At 74.2% G+C, this 22,804-nt stretch carries 16 protein-coding genes and 1 pseudogene; 8 read left to right on the forward strand and 9 right to left on the reverse strand.

The features are described 5' to 3' along the window. Positions 1-15: 15 nt before the first annotated feature. Positions 16-1,770: a CocE/NonD family hydrolase gene (locus QRN56_RS20400; RefSeq protein ID WP_285106295.1), complete on the reverse strand. Its 1,755-nt coding sequence runs from the start codon at positions 1,768-1,770 to the stop codon at positions 16-18. Between the two features lie 289 nt (positions 1,771-2,059). Here QRN56_RS20400 and QRN56_RS20405 point away from each other — a divergent pair, with 289 nt between their 5' ends. From QRN56_RS20405 to QRN56_RS20420, 4 genes are all read left to right on the forward strand, one after another. After that, positions 2,060-3,217, forward strand: a complete 1,158-nt coding sequence (locus QRN56_RS20405) for a sensor histidine kinase (protein WP_285106297.1) — start codon at positions 2,060-2,062, stop codon at positions 3,215-3,217. Next, positions 3,214-3,816 (forward strand): response regulator transcription factor, encoded by a 603-nt coding sequence (locus QRN56_RS20410; RefSeq protein ID WP_285106298.1) that lies wholly within the window; start codon positions 3,214-3,216, stop codon positions 3,814-3,816. The genes QRN56_RS20405 and QRN56_RS20410 overlap by 4 nt, the downstream gene beginning before the upstream one ends. 1,051 nt (positions 3,817-4,867) lie before the next feature. Then, positions 4,868-6,472 carry an HNH endonuclease gene (locus tag QRN56_RS20415; RefSeq protein ID WP_285106482.1) on the forward strand — a complete coding sequence of 535 codons (1,605 nt, stop codon included), beginning with the start codon at positions 4,868-4,870 and terminating at the stop codon, positions 6,470-6,472. 70 nt (positions 6,473-6,542) lie between these two features. After that, positions 6,543-9,254 (forward strand): AfsR/SARP family transcriptional regulator, encoded by a 2,712-nt coding sequence (locus QRN56_RS20420; protein ID WP_285106300.1) that lies wholly within the window; start codon positions 6,543-6,545, stop codon positions 9,252-9,254. Positions 9,255-9,313: 59 nt separating this feature from the next. On the opposite strand, the pseudogene QRN56_RS20425 reads toward QRN56_RS20420, so the two are convergent. Beyond that, positions 9,314-10,195 (reverse strand): annotated as a pseudogene (locus QRN56_RS20425) (hypothetical protein); the annotation flags it as partial. A gap of 103 nt (positions 10,196-10,298) precedes the next feature. Between QRN56_RS20425 and QRN56_RS20430 the strand changes: the two are divergent. Next, complete coding sequence (locus QRN56_RS20430) at positions 10,299-13,106, forward strand: AfsR/SARP family transcriptional regulator (RefSeq protein ID WP_285106302.1); 2,808 nt, start codon at positions 10,299-10,301, stop codon at positions 13,104-13,106. Here QRN56_RS20430 and QRN56_RS20435 read toward each other — a convergent pair. Genes QRN56_RS20435 through QRN56_RS20450 form a run of 4 tightly spaced genes read right to left on the reverse strand, consistent with a single transcriptional unit; the run spans position 13,087 to position 16,968 of the window. Beyond that, positions 13,087-13,839, reverse strand: a complete 753-nt coding sequence (locus QRN56_RS20435) for a succinate dehydrogenase/fumarate reductase iron-sulfur subunit (RefSeq protein ID WP_285106304.1) — start codon at positions 13,837-13,839, stop codon at positions 13,087-13,089. The genes QRN56_RS20430 and QRN56_RS20435 overlap by 20 nt on opposite strands. Continuing rightward, complete coding sequence (locus QRN56_RS20440; RefSeq protein ID WP_285106305.1) at positions 13,836-15,827, reverse strand: fumarate reductase/succinate dehydrogenase flavoprotein subunit; 1,992 nt, start codon at positions 15,825-15,827, stop codon at positions 13,836-13,838. Before QRN56_RS20440 ends, QRN56_RS20435 begins: the two co-directional genes overlap by 4 nt. A gap of 53 nt (positions 15,828-15,880) precedes the next feature. Beyond that, positions 15,881-16,684 carry a succinate dehydrogenase subunit SdhC gene (sdhC, locus tag QRN56_RS20445; RefSeq protein ID WP_285106307.1) on the reverse strand — a complete coding sequence of 268 codons (804 nt, stop codon included), beginning with the start codon at positions 16,682-16,684 and terminating at the stop codon, positions 15,881-15,883. Continuing rightward, complete coding sequence (locus tag QRN56_RS20450) at positions 16,681-16,968, reverse strand: Rv0250c family protein (protein ID WP_285106309.1); 288 nt, start codon at positions 16,966-16,968, stop codon at positions 16,681-16,683. Before QRN56_RS20450 ends, sdhC begins: the two co-directional genes overlap by 4 nt. 222 nt (positions 16,969-17,190) lie before the next feature. On the opposite strand from QRN56_RS20450, the gene QRN56_RS20455 reads away from it, so the two are divergent. Then, positions 17,191-17,736, forward strand: coding sequence for a ferritin (locus QRN56_RS20455; RefSeq protein WP_285106311.1), 546 nt, complete (start codon positions 17,191-17,193; stop codon positions 17,734-17,736). A 2-nt stretch (positions 17,737-17,738) separates the two neighbouring features. Here QRN56_RS20455 and QRN56_RS20460 read toward each other — a convergent pair whose 3' ends face one another. Together QRN56_RS20460 and QRN56_RS20465 are read right to left on the reverse strand one after the other, a co-directional pair. Next, complete coding sequence (locus QRN56_RS20460) at positions 17,739-18,125, reverse strand: hypothetical protein (protein ID WP_285106313.1); 387 nt, start codon at positions 18,123-18,125, stop codon at positions 17,739-17,741. 116 nt (positions 18,126-18,241) lie between these two features. Further along, the gene (locus QRN56_RS20465) at positions 18,242-19,573 is read right to left on the reverse strand and encodes an FAD-binding oxidoreductase (RefSeq protein ID WP_285106315.1); all 1,332 of its coding nucleotides are present in this window, start codon (positions 19,571-19,573) and stop codon (positions 18,242-18,244) included. 161 nt (positions 19,574-19,734) lie between these two features. Here QRN56_RS20465 and QRN56_RS20470 point away from each other — a divergent pair, with 161 nt between their 5' ends. Together QRN56_RS20470 and QRN56_RS20475 are read left to right on the forward strand one after the other, a co-directional pair. Beyond that, entirely contained in the window at positions 19,735-20,256 is a 522-nt protein-coding gene (locus QRN56_RS20470) for a PH domain-containing protein (RefSeq protein ID WP_285106317.1), read from the forward strand. Between the two features lie 92 nt (positions 20,257-20,348). Continuing rightward, positions 20,349-21,842 carry a PH domain-containing protein gene (locus QRN56_RS20475; RefSeq protein ID WP_285106319.1) on the forward strand — a complete coding sequence of 498 codons (1,494 nt, stop codon included), beginning with the start codon at positions 20,349-20,351 and terminating at the stop codon, positions 21,840-21,842. Here QRN56_RS20475 and QRN56_RS20480 read toward each other — a convergent pair. Beyond that, entirely contained in the window at positions 21,808-22,767 is a 960-nt protein-coding gene (locus QRN56_RS20480) for a diacylglycerol/lipid kinase family protein (protein WP_285106321.1), read from the reverse strand. The genes QRN56_RS20475 and QRN56_RS20480 overlap by 35 nt on opposite strands. Positions 22,768-22,804: the final 37 nt, after the last annotated feature.

Here is a 22,804-nt window from a genome sequence, read left to right on the forward strand (position 1 = left end):
GACGGCTGAGCGGCGTCAGCCGCGTCCGCCGGACGCCGGCCGCGAGAAGGTGGGCAGGGTGAAGGACGGCTCGCCCGGCGTCAGCTCCGTGGTGTACGCCGCGAGGTAGGAGTCCAGCCAGACGGCGCGCCCGCCCTCGGTGGGCACGTCGCCGGCCGGGTCGTCCACCGCGAGCTCCAGGCGGGCGTCCCGGACCCGGATGGTCTGGCCCGACGGCGTGTCCACCCACGAGCCGGACTGGATCGAGCCGATCTCCACGGCCAGCCGGTGGCCGGCGGCCAGGGTCCAGTCGGTCGACTCGAGGTCGAGGGCCACCCGGCCCGGGTCGATGACGGCGGCCTGCTCGACGAACGGCACGGCCGTCCCGTCCGGGGCGACGTCGTGCAGCTCGACCAGCACGTTGCCGGTGCCCCGCACGTCCAGCGACACCTTCGGGGTGCCGACGACGCGGGTGTCCCGCTCGACGGGCTCGGACCACGTCAGGAAGCTCGACCGGGCGCCGTCCTGCTCCTCGTCCGGGCCGCCGTCGTCCACGTACGCGCCGCCGCCGAGCGCGACCCGTGCGGTCCGGTCGGCGGCCGGCCACGTGTCCTCGGCGCGCCAGGCGCCGGTGCTGTCCTGGACCGAGAACGCCGGGTATTCCGTCGTCGGCCCGGTGCCCTTGAGGTGCTCGTCGTAGAAGGCGCCGATCTCGTCGAACCAGCCCTCGCGCCCCATCTTCCACGTGCCGTCCTCGGTGCGGTCGTTGCCCCGGACGTGATCCCACGGGCCGAGCCAGCCGCGCTGCGGGCCGTCGTGGTTGGCGAGGTACTCGGCCATGCCCTCGGGCCGGGTGTTCCACTCTAGGAAGCCCTGGGTGACGAACAGCGGGGTGTCGCTCCCCTTCGCGTGCTTCGCCAGGTCCCGGTCCTGCCAGTAGCTCGTGGCCGGGTCAGCCTTCAGGTTGTTCAGCGTGTTGGCCGCGAGGCACTCGGGGTGCGCCAGCTCGTACCGGGAGTTCTTCACGTAGCGCTCGTCGTCGTCCGCCATCTGCGGCAGCTGGGCGATCGTGTTGTACGTGCTCGGGGCGATGATCCCCTCCTGACGCGGTACGCCGTTGGACCGGATGCGGTCGTACATGTCCCAGATGGGCTCCTGCGCGACGACGGCCTTGAGCGCGTCCTGGTCCAGGTTGTTGCCGATCAGGCCGGTGACGGCGTCGTACGACTTGCCGTACATGCCCACCGCCCCGGTGGACCACGACTGGTCGGCGGCCCAGTCGATCGCGGCGGCGACGTCGGCCTGCTCGCCGGGGCCCGCGAAGTCGATGCAGCCGGTCGAGCCGCCGTAGCCCCGGGTGTCCACCAGGACCAGGGCGTAGCCGCGGTCGAACAGGTCGATGCCCTCGACCAGGTCGCCGAACCGGTCGGACGGGCCGGTGTGCGCGTGGCCCTCCTCGGAGATCTCGCCCGAGTGCCCGAAGTACGAGCCGGCCGACAGGATCACCGGCACCCGCTCACCCTTCTCCAGCCCCTCCGGCAGCAGGACGTCGGCGTGCAGCTCGACGTCGGAACCGTCCGAGGACGGGAAGTAGTGCTGCGTCCAGGCGGCGCCCTCGGGGACGCGGTCGTTCTCCTCGTGCGTCACCGGGCGGTCGGCGGTGGCGACGGCGGCGGGCTCGTCCGACGCCTTCTGCGACGTCGCCGTGGCGACCGGGACGGTGACCGCGCCCGTCAGGGCGACGGCGGCGAGGGCTGAGACGGTCGTGACTGCGGCGCGTGAGCTGTGCACGTGCTCCTCCAGTGTTGGGGTGGCTGCGTCGTGGGTGAGATGCCTGTGGCTCGATCACACCCGAACGTTCACCCGCCCGGCAGTGGGACGACGTCACGGGCCGGTCGTGACATTCGTCGGGGGCGGCCGTGACGCAGCGTCACTGGTGAGGTCGGCGTCGGGCACGAATACTGGGTCCCGCGCGACTCTTCCTGCCTGACCCGTTCCCGCCCGACCCGTTCCCCGCGCGACCCGGAGTTCCCATGGAGACCAAGCCCGCGAGCGAGCGCCACCTGCCGGGTACCGACCGTTGAGGCCCGGACGAACCGCCCTGTCCGAGCACAACGAGGCCTCCCAGGGGAGGCTCCGCCGGCTCAACCTGGTGCTGCAGGTGCCGCCCGTCGCGCTGGCGGGGGCGGTGCTCGTCGCGTTCGACCACGACAACCTGTGGGGCACGGTCGCCCTGGTCGTGGGGGTGGCGGTCGCGGTCGTGGCCATGGAGCGGTGGACGGCGGACGACCTCGCGCGGGTCGCCGTGCCCTGCCTGGCCGCCGGCGCCGTGGTGTGGCTGTTCGGCGCGCTCGTGACGGGCAGCAGCACGGCGTTCTACGGCATCGGCGTCGTGGGCTCCCTCGTGGTGCCGCAGCTCCCGCGGCGCCGGGTCGCCGCGCTGCTCGGGCTGGTCGTCCTCATCGCGGCTGCGAGCGCGAGCCGGCTGCTGGTGACCCAGGACGACGACGTCGGGGACCTGATCGCCTACGTGCTGGTCCCGACCGGCGTCTTCGTGCTGGCCACCGCCCTGCTGTACGGCAACCAGCGGTACCTCGACCTCATGAAGGAGACGCGCGACCGCGAGGCGGAGCTCGCCGTGGCGCAGGAACGGATCCGGTTCGCGAGCGACCTGCACGACATCCAGGGCCACACCCTGCACGTGGTGAAGCTGAAGACCGTGCTGGCCCAGAAGCTGGTGCACGGCGACGCCGACCGGGCACAGGAGGAGCTGCGCGAGATCCACGCCCTGGTCGCCGACACGATCGCGCAGACCAAGGACCTGGCGCACGCGCAGCGCCGGCTCAACCTGTCGGCCGAGCTGGAGAACGCGAAGAACCTGTTCGAGGCCGCGGGCATCGACGTCCGCGTCGACCGCGTGGCCGAGGCCGACCCACGGACCGCCGAGCTGCTCGGCCAGGTGCTGCGCGAGACGACCACCAACATCCTGCGGCACGCGCAGGCCTCGCTGGTGCGGATCACGCTGTCCGGCTCGGGCATCGACATCGTCAACGACGGCGTCCGGGACGGGCCGCTGCCCGCGCTCAGCGGGCTGTCCGCCCTGCGGCAGCGCGTCGCCGAGGACGGCGGCGAGCTGACGGTGGAGCAGGGCGCCGGACGGTTCCGGACCGCGGCCGGGTTCCCGCGGGCCGGCGCGACCCCCGCGCCGGAAGTGAAAGCACTGGAGGGCAGCCGATGACCACGGTGGTACTGGCCGACGACGAGGCCCTGCTGCGTAAGGCCCTGGCCGCGCTGCTCCCCCTCGAGGGCGACATCACGGTTCTGGCCGAGGCCGAGAACGGTGCCACCGCCGTCGAGGCCACGCTCCTGCACCGGCCCGACGTCCTCGTGATCGACCTGGAGATGCCAGGGGTGGACGGGCTCGGCGCCGTCGCGCAGATCCGCGCCGCGCGGCCGGACCAGGTGATCCTCATGCTCACCCGCCACGCCCGGCCGGGGGTGCTGCGCAAGGCGCTGCGGCTCGGCGTCCAGGGCTTCGTCAGCAAGTCCGCGGAGCCGGCGCACATCACGCAGGTCATCGCGGCGCTGCACGAGGGCAAGCGCTGGATCGACCCGGACGTCTCGGCGCTCGCCGTCATCGACGACTGCCCGCTCACGGAGCGGGAGGTCGACGTCCTGCGGGTGACGAGCAAGGGCTACTCGGTCGCCGAGATCGCCGCCCAGCTCCACCTCGCGGAGGGCACGGTGCGCAACTACCTCTCGAACGCGATGCAGAAGACCCAGACCCGGACCCGGCACGAGGCGGCGCGGTACGCACGGGAGCACGACTGGTTGTAGGGGTGGCCGGCTGGTCGGGATGGCTGGCTGGTCCGGGTGGCTGGTCGTGGGGCGCGTCGATCCGGGTCGAGGACGGGCGGTTCACAGAGGTGGGGGTCCGGCGTGGTCGGGCGTGGTCGAGGTGAGGCGGGGGCGAACTGGCGGGCGGCGATGCCGTGACGCCGTGACGCGCACTGGCACGCGTCCGTGGGGCCGGCAGCGCAGAAGTGCGCCTCTACCCAGTCATCAGGCCCGGACCTACAGTGTTTCCGGGCCCGATGACTGGGTAGAACCGCACCTCCCGGGCCGGCGCCAACCCCCGCAACAGAGACCGGCCACCGAGCATCGAGCATCGAGCACCGGCCACCGGCCACCGGCCACCGAGCAGGGTGCCAACGGCCGATGCACATCGCATCCCGGAACCGGACGGAGTTTCGTGGAGTCAGCGGCCGGGAAGTGCGTTTCTACCCAGTCGTAAGGCCCGGATCTACGGTGACTTCTGGGCCTGATGACTGGGTACAACCGCACTTTGCCCGGGGCGACACCGACCTCGCACGAGGCACGAGGCACTGGACAGGCGCGCACCGTACGGGCTGGCACACGGGCGTTGAGCAGGCTGTCATGGCCCGCTCCCGAATGGCCATGACAGGAGCTCGTCCCGGGCTCGCTGGCAGACAGGCCGCACGAGCAGATGACGCGCCAGAGCAGTCGCTCGCCGACGGCCCAGCCGGTTGCGGACCCGACCGACTCGGCCCGGCCCGAGCGCCCGGAGGTTACCCGAGTCGGACTCAATGAGGCGTGCATCCACAGGGCCGCGAACGAGGCGGACGTCGATTTCCGCTGATGGCAGATGGGGTCGGTTCGGCGAGCGATGCGAACGCGTGTGTCATAGGTTGATGGCATGACGCGAACGGGTGAGGTGCCGACACCGGCAGGCGATGAGCCGCCTGTCGGGTCGGTGCTGCCCGGGGGCGAGGCAACGTTGGCCGGTGGTATCGGACGCGCCGGGGTAGTGGATGGCGCAGTGGTTGATGCGGCGGGTGTCCGGGTCATGAGGCAGACGCTTGCGGGCATGATCCTGCCGGGTGCCACCGACATGGTCAGGACCGCGGACTTCGGTGCTGGTGTAGACGATGGCACAGATGGCGGGCCGCGGGCCCAGGCGGAGTGGGTGGATCTGCTCGGTGAGTTGGAGGCGTTGAAGAATGCGGTCACGGCGACGCAGGCGAGGTTGGCCGTGGTGTTGGACGAGGCGACCAAGGTGGAGGAGGCCCGGCAGGGCATCCGTGCGGAACGGTGCGGGCGTGGGGTCCCGAACCAGGTCGGTGCCGCCCTGCGGGTGAGCCCCCACGCCGGTGCCGGGTTCGTGAGCACGTCCCGGGTCTGGGTCACGCAGATGCCCCACACCTTCGCCGCCCTGCAGGCGGGGGTGCTGTCCCCGTGGCGGGCCACGCTCCTGGTCCGGGAGACGTCCCACCTGTCCGTGGAGCACCGCGCGCTGATCGACGAGGAGATCTGCGGCCCAGCCGGTCTGGCGGACCTGGCCCGGATGGGCACGCGCCGCCTGGTCGCCCGGATCAAGGAACGGGCCGCCCGGCTGGATGTGCACGCGTGCGTCAAGCGCAACGCGAGGGCGGTCACTGAGCGGCGGGTGTCGGTGCGTCCGGCACCGGACCTGATGGTCTATCTGACGGCCCTGGTGCCCATGGCTGAGGGTGTGCAGGCGTACGCGCAGCTGAAGGTCCACGCGGACGCGGTCAGGGCGGGTGGTGATGGGCGGGGTGCGGGGCAGATCATGGCCGACACCCTGATCGAACGCGTCACCGCCCGTCAGCCTGGCCACGCCGGTGATGTGCCGGTCACGATCAACCTCCTGGTCTCCGACCAGACCCTCCTGGCCGGTGGTAACGAGCCCGGTGTGGTGTTGGAGGGCGCTCCGGCGGGTGTGGGCACGGTCCCGGCGCCGGTCGCCCGGCATCTGGCGGCGCATGCGATCGAGACCGACACCGCGTGGCTGCGATCGATCTATGTGAACCCGCACGGTCGCCTGGTGGCGACGACGTCGACGTCCCGGTTCCATCCTGCGGGTCTGGCCGCGCTCCTGCGTGCCCGGGAGCAGGGGATTTGTGCCACGACGTGGTGCGACGCCCCGATCCGGCACCTGGACCACGTCACCCCGTTTGTGGAGGGTGGACCAACCAGCCTGGACAACGGCCAAGGGCTGTGTGCGCGGTGCAACCATGCGAAGCAGGCACCGGGCTGGCGGCAGAAGACCACCCAGGTGGACAGCCGCGATGCCGTGGAGACAGTGACGCCCACGGGGCACACGTATGTCTCTCTCGCGCCCGCACCTCCGATGCCTGTCAGGACCGGCAACGCAACGCCGGCTCGTGGTGCGCTGGTTCGCACCACAGTCCGCGACGCGATCCCGGTCCCTGACACGACACCTGCTCAGGGCGGGGCACCAGCCCCCGAGCGCACCACCGCCCCGGCCTGGACCCCGGCCGTCGGCATGACGGGACCGAGCAAGGGCCGCACACCCCGCAGCCGCTACCAGATCGGCTGTCACAGCGCCCCGGACCGTGGCACCATCCCCTACAGACCCACGCGGCGCGGAACACCCCGCCCACCACGTCGGCCGTTCCGGGCCGACCTTGCCTGGACGCATCGGTCCTGACCGCGGGTCGAGACGCGACACTGACCAGGTACCACAGCAGGCACAACGACGGCCGACCCAGGGAGCGGGCATGGCACATGTCACGGGCCGGCTGTCGGTGCGCCTGCTCGGCCCGTTCGCCGTGACGCTCGACGACACGCCCGTGGCCCTCAGCTCCCGCCTGCGTACGCTCCTCGCGGTGCTCGCGCTCGACGTGGGCCGGCCCGTACCGACCGAGCGCATCGCCGCCGCGGTGTGGGGCGAGGACCGGCCCGCCGACACCCGCAAGGCCATCCAGGTGCTGGTCACCCGGCTGCGCGCGGCACTCGGGGCCGACGCCGTCCGCACCACCCCGAGCGGCTACCAGCTCGACGCCCCGCCCCAGGCCGTCGACCTGTCCCGGTTCGAGTCGGCGCTGACCGAGAGCCGCGCGGCGGCCGACCCCGCCGAGGAGTACCGGCTCCTGCGCGAGGCCCTGACGCACTGGCGCGGCTCCCCCTTCGAGACCGTCGACTCCGACCTGCTGGTCACGGTCGACCGCCCGCGGCTGGTCCAGCCCGCTCTGGCCGCCGTGGAGCGGTGCACCGATTTCGCGCTGGCCGGCACCCCAGACCCGGGAACCCCGGACCCCAGCGACGCAGACCTCGGCGAGCTCGCCGCCGCCCTGCGCGAGCTCGTGGCCGTCCACCCGCTGCGCGAGAGCCTGTGGGTCCGGCTCATGAAGGTGCTCGACCGCACCGGCCGGCGCGCCGACGCCCTGGCCGCCTACCAGGACCTGTACCGGGTCCTGCGCGACGAGCTCGGCACCCCTCCGGGCGAGGACGCCCGGGCGGCGCACCGCCGGCTCCTCACGCCGGAACAACCAGAACAGCCGGCGCAACCCGCCATGCTCCCGCCCCCGGAGAGCACCTTCCGCGGCCGGTCCGGTCCCCTCACGGCCCTCGACGCGCTCCTGGACGGCGCGCCCCGCATCGCCGTCGTCGACGGACCGGGCGGGATCGGCAAGACGGCGACGGTGCTGCACTGGGCCCACCGCGCGTCCGGCCGCTTCCCCGGCGGGACCCTGTACGTGAACCTGCGCGGCTACTTCCCCACGAACACGCCCGTGGCCCCCGCGGTCGCCGTCCGCCAGTTCCTCGACGCGCTCGGCGTGCCGCCGGCCCGGATCCCGGACGATGCCGACGCCCAGGCCGCCCTGTACCGCTCGGTACTCGCGGACCGCCGGGTCCTGGTGGTGCTGGACAACGCCCGTGACGTCGAGCAGGTGCGGCCCCTCCTGCCGGGCGGACGGCGCTGCGTGGTGGTCGTCACGAGCAGGAACCGGCTCGGCGGCCTGGTCGCGGTCGAGGGGGCCGCGCGCCTCGCCCTCGGAACGCTCACCCCCGCCGAGGCCGAGGACGTGCTGGCCGCCCGGCTGGGCACGGCCCGGCTCGCCGCCGAGCCCGAGGCCGCCCGCGAGCTGCTGGCGCTGTGCGGCGGCCTTCCCCTCGCGCACGTGATCGTCGCCGAGCGCGCGGCCGCGCGGCCCGGGGCGCCGCTCGCCGGCCTGGTCCGCGAGCTGCACCAGTCCCGCATCGCCGCCCTGTCCGCCGGCCGCGACCAGGCGGCCCGCTCCGTCTTCTCGTGGTCCTACCGCGCGCTGGGCGCCGACGCCGCCACGGTGTTCCGCCTGCTCGGCCTGCACCCGGGGCCGCACCTCACGATCCCGGGCGTCGCGAGCCTCGGCGCGCTCCCCCGGGACCGCGCCCGCGCCGCCGTCGTCGAGCTGGAGCGGGCGAGCCTCCTGATCGAGCTCGCGCCTGGCCTGTTCACCATGCACGAGCTGCTCATGGACTACGCGACCGAGCTGGTCGCGCAGGACCCGCCCGAGCAGTCCGGCGCCGCGACCGTCCGCATGCTCGAGCACTACCTCGGCGTGGCCCACCAGGCCGAGGAGGCGCTCGCCCCCACCGAGGACCGGCACACGGTCGGCCCGCCGTCGCACGGCGTCCTCGGGTCGCCCCCGCCGTCCGGGCACGACGCCGGGGTCGCGCTCCTCGACCGCGAGGCACCCGTCCTCGTCGCGATGGTCCGGCGCGCCGCCACCACCGGCAACCACGAGCACACCTGGCGCATCGCGCGCTGCCTGCGCCCGTACCTGTGGGGGCGGGGTCAGGTCCCGACGCTCCTGGAGTCCGAGCGCCTGGCGCTCGCCGCGCTGGAACACCTTGGCCGCGTGCCGGAGCAGGTGGGCTCCCGCCGCTGGATCGCCCACGCCCTCATGCGGCTCGGGCGGGCCGACGACGCCTGGCGCACCATCGAGCCGACGCTCCCCCTGACCGAGGGCCGGGTCGAGCACCACGTCGACGACGACGCCGCACGGGCCTGGCTGCTGAGCACGGCGGCCGCCGTGCTGGCCGAGCTGGGCCGCCCGGACGAGGCGCTCGACCACGCGGAGCGGGCCCTCGACCTCTTCCGCGGATCGGGCGACCGCGTCGGGGAGGGCCGCACCGAGTCGGCGGTGGGCCTCTACCTGCGCCGGCTGGGCAAGCTGGACGACGCCCTGGCGGCATCGCAGCACGCCTACACCACCCTGACGGAGGCCGGCGACGTCTGGATCCGCGGTTACACCCGCGAGCTCGTCGGCGACATCCAGCTCGACCTCGGCGACCCGGGCGCCGCGGCCGCCACCTACCGGGCGTGCGCCGAGGACCTGCGCGCCCTGGGCCGCACGGACGAGCTCGCCGGGATCCTCGCCAAGCTCGGCGCGGCCCGAGACGCCGCGGATGCCGGCAGCACCCGGTCGCCGTCGAGCACCGCCTGACCCAGCGGCGTCAGGGTGTGCCACACGCTGTTGCGCTCCCGCCGCGACGCGATCAGCCCCGCGTCGCGCAGCACGGACGCGTGCTCCGAGGCCGACGGCGCGGAGACGCCGATGTGCCGGGCCAGCTCGCTCGTGCTCGCGCCGTACGTCAGGGCCGACAGCGCGGCCGCCCGCGTCCGGCCGAGGAGCGCGGCCAGCGCGCGGTCGTGCCGCCCGCCGCCGGTCGGGTGGAGCCAGGACAGCCGGTGCGGCACCGGGTACACGAGCACCGGAGCGAGCCCCGGGTCGGCCAGCGAGATCGGCGCGCGCCAGCAGAAGAACGCCGGCTGCAGGGTGATCCCCCGGCCCTCCAGGTAGACGTCCCGGTCGGCCGCGGTCTCGACGCGGAGCACCGGGTCCCGCCAGGTGACCGACGGGTGCACCGAGCTCAGCAGGGCCGCCGTGCCTCCGCCGGTCAGGGTGCGCACGTGCGCGGCGACGTCGGCCTCCACGGCGCTGCGGACCGCGGACCAGTGGGGCGCGAGCGCCTGGTCGTGGTAGGCCTGGGTGGCCTGCCCCAGCCGCCGTCGGGCGGGCGCCGAGCGCGCGAGGTCGACGGCCCAGCGCGGCACGTCGCGCTGCCGGCCCAGGAGCTCCAGCTCGTCCCGGAACCGGGCGGACGGCGTGCTCAGCACCGTCTCCAGGCCCGCGCCGAGCTCGGTGGTCCCGCCGGCGGGCGTGAGGAAGTCGGGCGTGTACCCCCGCGGCGGCGTGAGCCGCAGGTAGGAACGCGCCTCCCCCGTCAGCGCGGACACCACCCGCGAGCGCCACTCGGCGAAGACGAGGGGGCCGCCCGGCTGGTTGACCTGGTGCGCGCTGAGCACGGCCTCCCACAGGGGGTCGGGCCCGGGGGCGAGCCGGACCCGCAGCAGGTCCTCGGCGGTGAAGTGGATCCGGAGCATCGGCGCCCTCCTGCGTGACGCCGGATCTCGGCGTCACCGCCCATTCCACGCGGTGGCGGTTTCAAACCGCTTTCACTGTCGCCCGGCGCACCGACCCGGCAGGATGGCCGGGACGGGGGGCGCGACGGTGCGGGACGGGGTGCGGATGGACGACGGGCACGAGCCCGCGGTCACGGTCTCCGTGCTGGGCCCGTTCGCCGTCGTGGTGGACGGCGAGGAGGTGCGCCTGACGGGCCGGCTGCGGGCCCTCCTGGCCGGGCTGGCGGTCGGCGCGGGCGAGCCGGTGCCCGTGGAGCGCCTGGTCGACGTGGTGTGGGGCGAGGAGCTGCCCGAGTCCCCGCAGCGGTCGCTGCAGGTGCTGGTCCGCAGGCTGCGGACGGTCCTGGGCGATGCCGCCGTCGAGACCGTCCCGGGCGGGTACCGGCTCGCCGTCCCTGCCTGGCGCGTGGACGTCAGGTCGTTCGTGGGGCTCGTCCAGGTCCGGCACGCCGAGGATCCGGCCGCGGAGCGACGGCGCCTGGCCGACGCCCTGAGCCTGTGGCGCGGCGCGCCGTTCGACGGCGTCGGGTCCGCCGCGCTGCACGCGGTCGAGGCGCCGCTCCTGGAGGAGCAGCGCCTGACGGCGCTGGCCCGCCGGATCGAGATCGACCTGGCGGGACCGGGCGACGGCCCGGGAGTCGACGACGCCCTCGTCGCCGAGCTGCGCGACCTCACGGACCGCCACCCGCTCCAGGAGCGGTTCTGGGCGCACCTCATGACGGCGCTGGTCCGGGGCGGGCGGCCCGCAGAGGCCCTCGACGCCTACACCCGGCTGGAGCGGACGCTCGCCGACGAGCTGGGCATCGGCCCCGGGGAGGCGGTCCGGCGGCTGCACCGGGAGATCGCCGGCGAGGGCGCCGTCGACCCACCGGGCTGGGTCCCGCGCCAGCTCCCCCTGGGTCCCCTGGCGTTCAGCGGGCGCGCGGGCGCGCTGGCGACGCTCGACGAGCTCCTCGCGGACGACGGCGCGCCCCGGGTCGCGGTGCTCGACGGCGCGGGCGGCGTCGGCAAGACGGCGACGGCGCTGCACTGGGCGCACCGCGTGGCCGGCCGGTTCCCCGACGGGCAGCTCTACGCGAACCTGCGGGGGTTCGACCCGACGTCGGCACCGGTGTCACCGGGGTCGGTGGTGCGCGGATTCCTCGATGCGCTGGGTGTGGCCAAGGGCCGCGTCCCGGCGTCGGAGGACGCGCGGCTCGCGCTGTACCGGAGCGTCGTGGCCGGACGGCGGCTGCTCGTGGTGCTGGACAACGCCCGCGACGCCGACCAGGTGGCGCCGCTCCTGCCCGGGTCCGGCCCGGGCGTCACCTTGGTCACGAGCCGCGCCACCCTGTCCGGCCCGGGCGCCGCGCGGGTCGCGCTGGGCACCCTGACCCCCGCCGAGGGGTTCGACCTGCTCGCGCTGCGGGTCGGGGCGGAGCGGTGCGCGGCCGAGCCGGAGGCCGCGCGCCGGATCGTGGGGCGGTGCGCGGGCCTGCCGCTGGCCGTGGTGATCGCCGCGGCCCGGGTGCTGGCCCGGCCCGCGTTCCCGCTGTCGGCGGTCGCGGACGAGCTGGCGGACGGCGGCGCCCGGCTGGACGCGCTGGGCGACGACGACGCGATGGCCGACGTCCGCAGCGTGTTCGCCACGTCGTACCGGGCGCTGTCCCCGGACGGCGCGCGCATGTTCCGGCTGCTCGGGGTCCATCCCGGGCCGGACGTCCCGGGGACCGCGCTCGCGTCCCTCTTCGGTGGCCCGGGCGCTGCGGGCGCGATGGCCGAGCTGGTCCGCGTGCACCTCGTGACGGAGCACGCCCCCGGCCGGTTCGCGATGCACGACCTCGTGGCCGAGTACGCCCGCGAGCGGGCGCGGGAGGACGAGACGGCGCAGTGGCGGGACGCCGCCGTCGGGCGCGTGACGGCCTGGTACCTGGGCGTGGCCCTGGAGATGGACCGCCGCAGGTGGCCGGGGCGCGTGCGCCAGGAGTTCGTCCGGGACCCGGGCCCGGTCCGGGTGCCGGACGAGGAGCCGGCCGCCTGGTTCCGCGCGGAGCGGACGGTCCTGTTCGCCGTCGTGACGGCCGCGCGCGAGCACGGGTTCCCCGGTGAGGCCCTGTCCCTGGTCTGGGCCCTCTACAGCACGCTGTCCCACCACACGGAGCAGCGCGACGCGCTGTGGACGGTGCTGGTCGCGGCGCGTGACGTGGCGGTCGAGGTCCAGGACCGCCCGGCGGAGCTGTGGTGCACCCGGTACCTCGCGGCGGTGGCGGCGGCCGCGGGTCGCCGGACGGAGGGCGAGGCGCTGCGGCGACGCACGGTCGAGCTCGCCGCGGAGGTGGGCGACGTGCGGGGGCTCCAGCTCGCGCACCACGGCTACGCCGGCGACCTGGTGCGCTGGGGGCGGCACGACGAGGCGGTGCACCAGGCCGAGCAGGCGCTCGTGCACGGCCGCCGGTCCGGCGACCCCTTCCACGAGGCCCACGCGCTGAACATCCTCGCGTGGGCCCTGGCGCACGCCGGCGACCTCGACCGCGCGCTGCCGCTGGCCGAGCGCGCCCTGGCGATGCTGAACGACACGGACAACCCGACCACCCGGGCGGTCGTCTGGGACACGCTCGGCCTTGTGCACACCGGCCTGGGCGACCCGGAGCGAGCCATCGTCTGCTACCAGGAGGCGGCGGTCCGGTTCCGCGAGTTCGACATGCGGCAGGACCTGGTGGCGGCCGAGCGCCGCCTCGCCGTCCTGCTCGGCGAGGCGGGCCGCTGGGCCCAGGCGCGCGACGCCTGGCAGGACTGCCTGGACCAGTACGTCGAGCTCGGGCTCGTGGGCGTCGCCGGGATCCGCGCGGAGCTGGCGCGGGCCACGGCGGAGCTCAGTCGCGCCGGCGAGTGATCGTCCGGCCCAGCCAGACCAGGGGGTCGTAGCGCCGGTCCGCCACCCGCTCCTTCATCGGGATGAGGGCGTTGTCGGTGATCTTGATCCCCTCGGGGCACACCTCGGTGCAGCACTTGGTGATGTTGCAGCGGCCCAGGCCGTGCTCGTCCTGCGCGGCGGGCACCCGGTCCGCGACGTCGAGCGGGTGCATCTCGAGCTCGGCGACCCGCATCAGGAACCGCGGCCCGGCGAACGCCCCCTTGTTCTCGTCGTGGTCGCGCACCACGTGGCACGTGTCCTGGCACAGGAAGCACTCGATGCACTTGCGGAACTCCTGCGAGCGTTCGACGTCGACCTGCGCCATCCGGTACTCCCCCGGCGCGAGGCCGGCCGGCGGCGTGAACGACGGGACCTCGCGCGCCTTCGCGTAGTTGAACGACACGTCCGTCACGAGGTCGCGCAGCACCGGGAACGTCCGCATCGGCGTCACGGTCACGACGTCGCCGGGGTCGAACACGGACATCCGCGTCATGCACAGCAGCCGCGGGCGCCCGTCGATCTCGGCCGAGCACGACCCGCACTTGCCCGCCTTGCAGTTCCACCGCACCGCGAGGTCGGGCGCCTGCGTGGCCTGGATCCGGTGCAGCACGTCGAGCACCACCTCGCCCTCGTTGACCTCCACCTCGAAGTCCGCGAGCGCCCCGCCGGAGGCGTCCCCGCGCCAGACCCGGAAGCGACCCTTGTAGCTCATGCCGTTCCTCCCTCGGGATGCAGCGCCGCGGACCGCCCGGCGTCGGGGTGCCCGGCCAGCTCGGCCGGCGTGTAGTACTTCTCCAGCTCGGACAGGTCGAACAGCGCGAGCAGGTCGGGGCGCATGGGTTCCCGCTCGGCGGGTTCGACGGCGGTCCGGAGCACCACCGCCGCCCCGGAGCCGAGCCCCGAACCGTCCCGCACGCAGTGGGTGACCAGCACCCGGTGCCGCCACTCCGCGTCGAGCCCGGGGTGGTCCTCGCGGGTGTGCCCGCCGCGGCTCTCCGTGCGCAGCAGGGCCGAGGACGCGACGGCCTCGCTGACCATCAGCATGTTGCGCAGGTCCAGTGTCAGGTGCCAGCCCGGGTTGTACTGGCGGTGGCCCTCGACGACGACGTCGTGCACCCGGGCCCGCAGCTCGGCGAGCCGGTCGAGCGCGGCGACCACCTCGGACTCCGTGCGGATGATCCCGACCAGGTCGTTCATCACGCGCTGCAGCTCGGCGTGCAGCGTGTAGGGGTTCTCGCCGCCGGCGCCGGCCGGGTGCGCGTCGAACGGCGCGAGCGTCATCGCGGCGGCCGCGGCGACGTCCGCCTCCCGGACGGCGGGACGGCGGTCCAGCCCGGCGACGTAGTCGGCCGCGCCGAGCCCCGCGCGCCGGCCGAACACCAGCAGGTCGGACAGCGAGTTGCCGCCGAGCCGGTTGGAGCCGTGCATCCCGCCGGCGCACTCCCCCGCGGCGAACAGCCCCGGCACCCGGGACTGCCCGGTGTCGGGGTCCACGGCGATGCCGCCCATCACGTAGTGGCAGGTGGGGCCCACCTCCATCTGCTCGGCCGTGATGTCGACGTCGGCCAGCTCCTTGAACTGGTGGTACATCGAGGGCAGACGCCGCCGGATCTCGTCGGCCGGCATGCGGCTGGCGATGTCGAGGTAGACGCCGCCGTGCGGCGAGCCGCGGCCCTCCTTGACCTCGGTGTTGATGGCACGGGCCACCTCGTCGCGGGGCAGCAGGTCGGGCGTGCGGCGGTTGTTCTCCTGGTCGTCGTACCAGCGGTCCGCCTCGTCCTCGGACTGGGCGTACTGGCCCTTGAAGACGTCGGGCACGTACCCGAACATGAACCGCTCGCCGTCCGAGTTGCGCAGCACGCCGCCGTCGCCGCGCACGCCCTCGGTCACGAGGATGCCCTTGACGCTGGGCGGCCAGACCATCCCGGTGGGGTGGAACTGGACGAACTCCATGTCGATCAGGCTCGCCCCGGCGCGCAGCGCCAGGGCGTGGCCGTCGCCCGTGTACTCCCACGAGTTGGACGTGACCTGGAAGGACTTGCCGATGCCGCCCGTGGCCAGCACCACGGCGGGCGCCGAGAACTGCACGTGCCGGCCCGACTCCCGCCAGTACCCGAACGCCCCGGCGACGGCGCCGTGGTGCTCGGTCCCCGCGTCGGGGTCGGTCAGCAGCTCGGTGATCGTGCACTCCGCGAACACCCGCAGCCGAGCCTCGAAGTCGCCGGTCTCGGCGTGGTCGGCCTGCTGCAGCGCGACGATCCGCTGCTGCAGGGTGCGCAGCAGCTCCAGCCCGGTCCGGTCGCCGACGTGCGCGAGGCGCGGGTAGGTGTGCCCGCCGAAGTGGCGCTGGCTGATCCGGCCGTCGGGCGTCCGGTCGAACAGGGCGCCGTACGTCTCCAGCTCCCAGACCCGGTCGGGCGCCTCCTTCGCGTGCAGCTCCGCCATCCGCCAGCTGTTGAGGAACTTGCCGCCGCGCATCGTGTCGCGGAAGTGCACCTGCCAGGAGTCGTGCTCGTTGACGTTGCCCATGGCCGCCGCGCAGCCGCCCTCGGCCATCACGGTGTGCGCCTTGCCGAACAGCGACTTGCAGACGATCGCCGTGCGCAGCCCGCGCTCGCGAGCCTCGATCGCGGCGCGCAGCCCCGCACCGCCCGCGCCGATCACGAGGACGTCGTAGTCGTGTCGTTCGATCTCGGTCAAGGCCGGGCTTCCTCTCCGACGGGCCGTGCGGTGGGTGCTGTCCGATGAGACGGCTATCCGATGAGCCGAAGGTCCGTGATCGTCCCGCGCGCGACGAGCATCACGTACAGGTCCGTGAGGATCAGCGAGGCGAGCGTGATCCAGGCGAAGAACATGTGCCGCGTGTTGAGCGCGGAGATCCGGGTCCAGAACCAGTAGCGGACCGGGTGCTTCGAGAAGTGCGTGAGACGGCCGCCCATCACGTGCCGGCACGAGTGGCAGGACACCGTGTAGCACCACAGCAGGGCGACGTTGGCCAGCAGCACCAGGTTGCCGACGCCCACGACGAACCCGTCGTCGGGATGCCGGAACGCGACCAGCGCGTCGTACGTGTTCACCAGCGAGACCAGCACTGCGACGTAGAAGAAGTAGCGGTGCACGTTCTGCAGGACCAGCGGGAAGCGGGTCTCGCCCGTCTGCCGCGCGTGCGGCTCGGGCACCGCGCACGCCGCCGGCGCCAGCCAGAACGACCGGTAGTACGCCTTGCGGTAGTAGTAGCAGGTCAGCCGGAAGCCCAGCAGGAACGGCAGGCTGAGGGCCGCGTACGGGATCAGCGGGTGGTCCGGCAGGAACATGCCGAAGTGCGAGGACCCCGGTTCCGACGCGCACCCGAGCGAGACGCACGGCGAGTAGAACGGCGTCAGGTAGCGCTCGTCCGCGAAGAAGTACTGCTGCTGGAAGGCCCGCACGCCGCCGTAGACGACGAAGACCAGGAGGCCGGCCGCCGTCGCCGCCGGGGCGAGCCACCACCGGTCCGTGCGCAGCGTGCGGGCCCCGACGGCGGCGCGCCCGGGGGCGTCGACCCCGCGCGCCGTCACGACCGGTCGCCGTGGTAGCCGCCGAGCCCCTCGTCGTCGGCATCGCTGAACATCGACTCGTCCAGCGGGGTGTCGGGCACGACGACGTGCTCGGGAACCAGGTCCGGGACGCCTCGCGCGGGGTGCACCGCGGCGAGCTCGCCCGCGTCGATCTCCAGCCGCTCCAGGTCGTTCACCAGCCGGCGCACCTCGGGTGCGTCGCCGAAGGCGCCGCGCACGTCGGCGACGCTACGACGCAGCTGCTCGATCGAACGGCGCAGCGTCGCGAACTCGGTGGTCGTCATGGGACACCTCCTTGGCGACGCGCCTCACCCCGTCGTGAGGTGCGTCACACCAGACTCTGCCGTGTCTGTCCCGGTGAGGCAAGGGCGAACCCGGCGCGGGACCGGAGCGTGACAGGAACGAGACGTGTGAGCATGACCGTGCTGTGCCAGGCCCTGACCCAGAGGCTCGACGTCGCCCCGGCACACCTGCACCAGCCCGCCCCCTGACCTAGCGTTGTCCCCATGACGACGACCGATCCGAACTCCGAGTACCTGCGACTGCTGGGCGAGCAGGTGGGCCACGAGTTCGCGGCGCACCTGCAGTACGTGGCGATCGCGGTGTGGTTCGACAGCCACGACCTGCCGCAGCTCGCCGCGCACTTCTACCGGCAGGCGCTCGAGGAGCGCAACCACGGCATGATGATCGTGCAGTACCACCTCGACCGTTCGCTGCCCGTGCGCATCCCGGGCACCCCCGAGGTGCGCAACGACTTCGCGAACGTGCTGGAGCCGCTGCAGCTCGCGCTCGACCAGGAGCAGCAGGTCACCAACCAGATCGAGGCGATCTTCCGCGCGGCACGCGCCGAGGGCGACGCGCTCGGCGAGCAGTTCCTGCTGTGGTTCCTGGAGGAGCAGGTCGAGGAGGTCGCGGCAGCGAACACCCTCGTGACCGTCGCGAAGCGCGCCGGCGACAACCTGTTCGACCTGGAGAACTACGTGGCCCGCGAGACCATCGGCGACTCGGGCGAGTCGGCGGCGGCACCCCGCGCGGCGGGCGGGGGGCTCTGACCTCAGGCCGGCTCCGAGTACACGTCTGGTCCGCCCTCGTCGAGCTCGTCGAGCAGGTCCTCGAGGGCGACCAGACCGTCCAGCCGGAACTCGTAGGGCACCGCCAGGAGGGCGCCGCTCGTCCGCTCCACGACCGGCAGGGGCTCGCCGGTCCGGTCCTCGCCGACCTTGCCCTCGGGGATCGCGTCCTCGACCAGGTGCGCCGTGGGGACCCGGTCCGGGTCGAGATTCTCGTACGCGTCTACCAGCAGGGCGTCGAGCACCTTCCGCAGCCGCGCCCGCTCCTCCGGCTCCGCCGAGGTCAGGGCCGCGAGCAGCCCGGGCTCGAACGCCCACCCGGGGTCGGGCAGGGGGACGGTGTGCGCCACGCCTTCGACGTCGAACCACATGATGCCCCTCGATCCCGCCCGGTGGGTACGGACCTGGGGTTCAGGTCCGCACTGACGGAAGCAACCTAGAGAACACCTGACCGTCCGCACAAGGCGGTCGCGGGTGAACCTTTCGGTCAGGCCGGCGCCGGCGGGATGTTCTGGTTCAGGTGGAACACGTTCTCCGGGTCGTACGCGCGCTTGACCTCCGCGAGCCGCGCCAGCTTCGCCGGCGGGTAGGCCCGGCGGACGCCGGCCGCGCCGTCGTCGGCCAGGACGTTGACGTAGACGCCGCTGGCGTACGGCTCCAGCAGGGCCGCGTTCGTGCGGGCGGCGGCGATCCGCCGCTCGTCCTCGGCCGGGTCGGTCCAGCCGGTCGCCACGACGTACTCGAACCGCGCGTCGCGCTGGCTGAACGCGGTCTCGTCGTCGGGCACCTCCGCGATGGCGCCGCCGTAGGCCTGGAGGCCGGCCCGCACCTCGGGGTCGTGGGCGAGCAGCGCCTCCAGCGCGGCGTCGGGCAGCTCGCGGAAGTAGTGGCCCTTCCAGTAGCGGCGCACGGCGTGCCCCCTGACGCTGTCCTCCCGGGTCTGCAGGTCCAGGTAGGACAGCTCCTCGGCCCGGCGGGCCGCCGGCGTGCCCAGCGCGTCGAGCTCCCGCGCGTGCGTACGGCCCTCCTCCGGGTCGCCCACCCAGACGAAGCCGAACGTCGCGACGCCGTCGTGCACGGCCGCGGTGTAGGTGGCCTGCCGCGGGGCGTAGGCGCTAAGGTCGCGCCACCGGAAGGCGGCGGACGACGCGTCCCCTGACCCGACCGCGCCGATTGGGAAGTCGAGCTCCACGCCGAGTGCGCGCGTGCCCGTCGGGTGCAGCCGGAACTCGAACTCGGTCACCACGCCGAAGTTGCCGCCCCCGCCGCGCAGCGCCCAGAACAGCTCGGACCGCTCGTCCGCCGAGGCCCGCACCACCTCGCCGGCCGCCGTCACCACCTCGAAGGCCACGACGTTGTCGCAGGCCAGGCCGTACTGGCGGGCCAGCCACCCCATGCCCCCGCCCAGGGTGAGCCCGCCGACGCCGGTGTGCGAGACGTTCCCGGCCGTCGTCGCCAGGCCGTGCGGCTGGGTCGCCGCGTCGAGCGCGCCGAGCAGGGCCCCGCCCTGCACCCACGCCCGCCGGCGCTCCGGGTCGACGCGGACCTCGCCCATGGGCGTGAGGTCGATCATCAGCCCGCCGTCCGGCACCGCGTGCCCGACGACGCTGTGCCCGCCGCAACGGACCCCCACCTCCAGGCCCTCGCGCCGGGCCAGCGCCAGCGCCGCGACCACGTCGTCCGCCGTGCGGCACCGGACCACCAGGGCCGGGCGGTGGTCCACCATCGCGTTCCACACCGTGCGGGCCTCGTCGAACCCGGCGTCGCCCGGACGCCGCAGGTCGAGCTCCGTCGCCGCCGGGTCTTCCGTGATGTCCATGCTGCCGTCTCCTCGCGCCTCGTGGGACCGTGCTGCAGGAGAGACCGTCCGTCGCCGCCGGACTCATCGGGGTGCGCAGGACCAGCCCGCGACGAGCCGGAGACCGCGCCGCAGCCAGGTAATTTGTTGCCGCCGCTCCCGGGCCTTGGGACCATGACCGGGTGACGTCGCCGCTGACCGACGAGAGTCCGAACGCGCCCCTGCGGCTGCGTCCCCCACGACATGCCGTCGACCCGCGCGCCGTGGGCTGGTGGGCCCTCCAGTGGGTCCTGCTGACGGCGGTGCCCGTCGTCGTCCTGGTGGTGCTGGGCCTGCTGATCCCGCCCGCCCGCTTCTGGCTGTTCCTGCCGGCCGGCATCCTCGCCGTCCTCGGGGCGGCCGCCGCGCTCGCCCTGCCCCGGCTGTGGTTCCGCCACCACCGCTGGGAGGTCACCGACGAGGCCGTCTACACCCGGACCGGCTGGTTCTTCCAGGAGTGGCGGGTCGCCCCGCTCTCCCGGATCCAGACCGTCGACACCGCCCGCGGCCCGCTGGAGCAGCGCTTCGGCCTCGCCACGCTCACGGTGACGACGGCGTCCGCCCGGGGAGCCGTGAAGATCGAGGGACTCGACGCCGAGACGGCCGCCGACCTCGCCGCCGGCCTGACCGTCGCCACCCAGGCCACACCCGAGGACGCGACCTGAGCGCCGCCGACGACGGCCCGACGCCCGAGAGCCCCGCGCCCGACGACCTCACCTGGGAGCGCCTGGACCGCCGGGCCTACCTGGCCGGCGCCGTGTACACGCTCGGCCCCGCCGGGGGCGCGGCCCTCGTCACGGGGTACTGGCTGGCCGTGGGCAGCGGGATCGGGTTCGCGCTCTCCTGGGTGCTGCCCCCGCTGGTGCTCGCGGTGGTCGCGGGCGGCGTGGCCGGCGAGTGGATGCGGCGCGTCACCCGGTACCGCGTGGACCCGGAACGGTTCCACGTGCGCACCGGCGTCGTCGTGCGCAAGCGCCTGGCCCTGCGGCGGGAGCGGATCCGCTCGGTGGACCTGACCGCCGACCCCGTGCTGCGCGTGCTCGGCACGGCCACCGTCCGGGTGGGTACGGGCGAGCAGGCCGGGACCGAGGGGACGGTCACCCTCTGGCCGCTGCGCCGCACGGACGCGGAGGCGCTGCGCGCCACCCTGCTCGCGCACGCCGCACGCCCCGCCGACGGGGCAGAAGGCGCCGACGACGGTGCCCTGGCCCGCTTCGACCGCCGCTGGATCCGGTTCGCCCCGCTGTCGTTCCTCACCCCGGCGCTGGGCGCGGCGGCCGCCGGCGGTCTGATCCAGGTGTCCGAGTGGTTCGGCCTGCAGGAGGAGCTGTTCGAGACGATCGGGTCGTGGTTCGGCCTCGCCCCGGCCGTGCTCGTCGCCGTGCTGATGGGCGTGGGCCTGTTCGTCGTGGGCGGCGTGGCCACCGTCGCGCTGTGGGTCGAGTACTGGTGGAACCACACGCTGGACCGGCAGGCCGACGGCACCCTGCACGTGCGGCGCGGGCTGCTCACCACCCGGTCGATCACGCTCGAGGAGTCCCGGCTGCGCGGCGTCGAGCTCGTGGAGCCGCTCACCGCGCGGCTCGCGGGCGGGGCGCGCGTGGACGCCGTCGCGACCGGGCTGGCCACGGGCGAGGAGGACAAGACCGACAGCAAGACCCTGCTGCCCGTCGCGCCCAAGGAGCTCGCCGACCGGGTCGCCGCGGACGTGCTGCGCGAGCCGGACACCTCGCCGACGGCGGCGCCGCTCACCGGGCACCCGGTCGCCGCGCGCGGCCGGCGGCTGCGCCGGGCGCTGGCCACCGTGCTCGTGACCGAGGCCGTGCTCGTGGTGCTCGGTCTGCTGCTCACGCCCGTGCTGCTGCACATCGCCTGGATCAGCGCGCTGGTGCTCGTGCCGCTGGCGATCGTGCTGGCGCTGGACGCCTACCGCGCGCTCGGCCACACGCTGACCGAGCGCTACCTGGTCGCGCGCAGCGGCACCGTGCGCCGCGCCACCGTGGCGCTCCAGCGGCGCGGCATCGTGGGCTGGACCGTGCGGCAGTCGGTGTTCCAGCGCCGGGCCGGGCTCGTCACCGTGCTCGCGACCACCGCGGCCGGTTCCGGCGCGTACGCGGTGCGCGACGCCGCCGAGCCGGACGGCCTGGCGCTCGCCGACGCCGCGGTGCCGGGCCTGCTGCGGCCGTTCCTCGTGGCCGGGCCGGCGAGCGAGCCCGTCAGCGCACCCGGACCGCACCCGGCTGGACGGTGACGGCGGCGCGGGTCGACTCCCCCAGGTCCTCGCCGTCGATCTCGAACACGCGCGGCTCACTGAGCTCGATCTCCAGGTTCTCCAGCCGGCGGTGGGTCGCGCTCTCGCTGCTCTCGGCCGAGGCCCCGCCCGAGAGGACACGCTTAATGCCGTTGTCCCAGACCATGTTCCGCAGCGTGTCGACCCACCCGGCGGCGCCGTCGGCGCTCAGGACCAGCAGGTCCAGCTCGCCGTCCCCGGGGTCGGCGTCGGGCAGGAGGGTGATGCCGGCCTGGAGCATGCCGCAGTTGCCCACCAGCAGCGTGTGGGCGCTGCCGCGCTCCAGCACCCGGCCGTCGGCCGTGATCCGGACGTCCAGGGTGCCGCTGGCGGACAGCGCGCGTCCCAGGGACTCGACGTAGGCGAGCCAGCCCACCTTGTCCTTGAGGTCGTCGTCGGTCTCGGTGATCATGTGCGCGTCGAGCCCGAACCCGGCCATGACCGCGAACGCGTGACGTCGCGTGCCGCCGTCGAGATCGATCTCGAGCCAGCCCACGTCGATGGTGCGCGGGCGGCCGCTCAGCACCCGGCGGAAGGCCGCGGACGCGCCGGTGAGGGGCACCCCGAGGTTGCGGGCGAGCAGGTTGCCGGTGCCGAGCGGCACGATGCCCAGCTCGACGTCGGCGCCCGACTGCGCGAGGTGCTCCGCGACGGCCCGGACCGTCCCGTCCCCGCCCGCGGCCACGACCACCTCGGCCCCCGCCTCGATCGCCCGCTCGGCCGCGCCCTGGCCGGGATCGTCCTCGGTCGTCCCGAACCACAGCACCGTCTCGCGCCACCGCGGGTCGGCGAGGCGCTCGGCGGCCACGGCCTTGTCCAGCGCGGTGTCGAGGGCCTGCCTGGTCGTCTTGGCGGGGTTCCAGATGATGCCGAGGCGTGCGGTCATGGCGCCATGCTCGCACGCCGGGGGGCACGGCACGGGT

The sequence above is a fragment of the Promicromonospora sp. MEB111 genome (assembly GCF_030209445.1).
Classification (GTDB): domain Bacteria; phylum Actinomycetota; class Actinomycetes; order Actinomycetales; family Cellulomonadaceae; genus Promicromonospora.

Bases quoted from the DNA above. Each gene is read 5' to 3' on its own strand.
- QRN56_RS20410 (WP_285106298.1), top strand. From the start codon at position 3,214: ATGACCACGGTGGTACTGGCCGACGACGAGGCCCTGCTGCGTAAGGCC.
- QRN56_RS20415 (WP_285106482.1), top strand. From the start codon at position 4,868: ATGATCCTGCCGGGTGCCACCGACATGGTCAGGACCGCGGACTTCGGT.
- QRN56_RS20420 (WP_285106300.1), top strand. From the start codon at position 6,543: ATGGCACATGTCACGGGCCGGCTGTCGGTGCGCCTGCTCGGCCCGTTC.
- QRN56_RS20430 (WP_285106302.1), top strand. From the start codon at position 10,299: ATGGCCGGGACGGGGGGCGCGACGGTGCGGGACGGGGTGCGGATGGAC.
- QRN56_RS20435 (WP_285106304.1), bottom strand. From the start codon at position 13,839: ATGAGCTACAAGGGTCGCTTCCGGGTCTGGCGCGGGGACGCCTCCGGC.
- QRN56_RS20450 (WP_285106309.1), bottom strand. From the start codon at position 16,968: ATGACGACCACCGAGTTCGCGACGCTGCGCCGTTCGATCGAGCAGCTG.
- QRN56_RS20455 (WP_285106311.1), top strand. From the start codon at position 17,191: ATGACGACGACCGATCCGAACTCCGAGTACCTGCGACTGCTGGGCGAG.
- QRN56_RS20460 (WP_285106313.1), bottom strand. From the start codon at position 18,125: ATGTGGTTCGACGTCGAAGGCGTGGCGCACACCGTCCCCCTGCCCGAC.
- QRN56_RS20465 (WP_285106315.1), bottom strand. From the start codon at position 19,573: ATGGACATCACGGAAGACCCGGCGGCGACGGAGCTCGACCTGCGGCGT.
- QRN56_RS20480 (WP_285106321.1), bottom strand. From the start codon at position 22,767: ATGACCGCACGCCTCGGCATCATCTGGAACCCCGCCAAGACGACCAGG.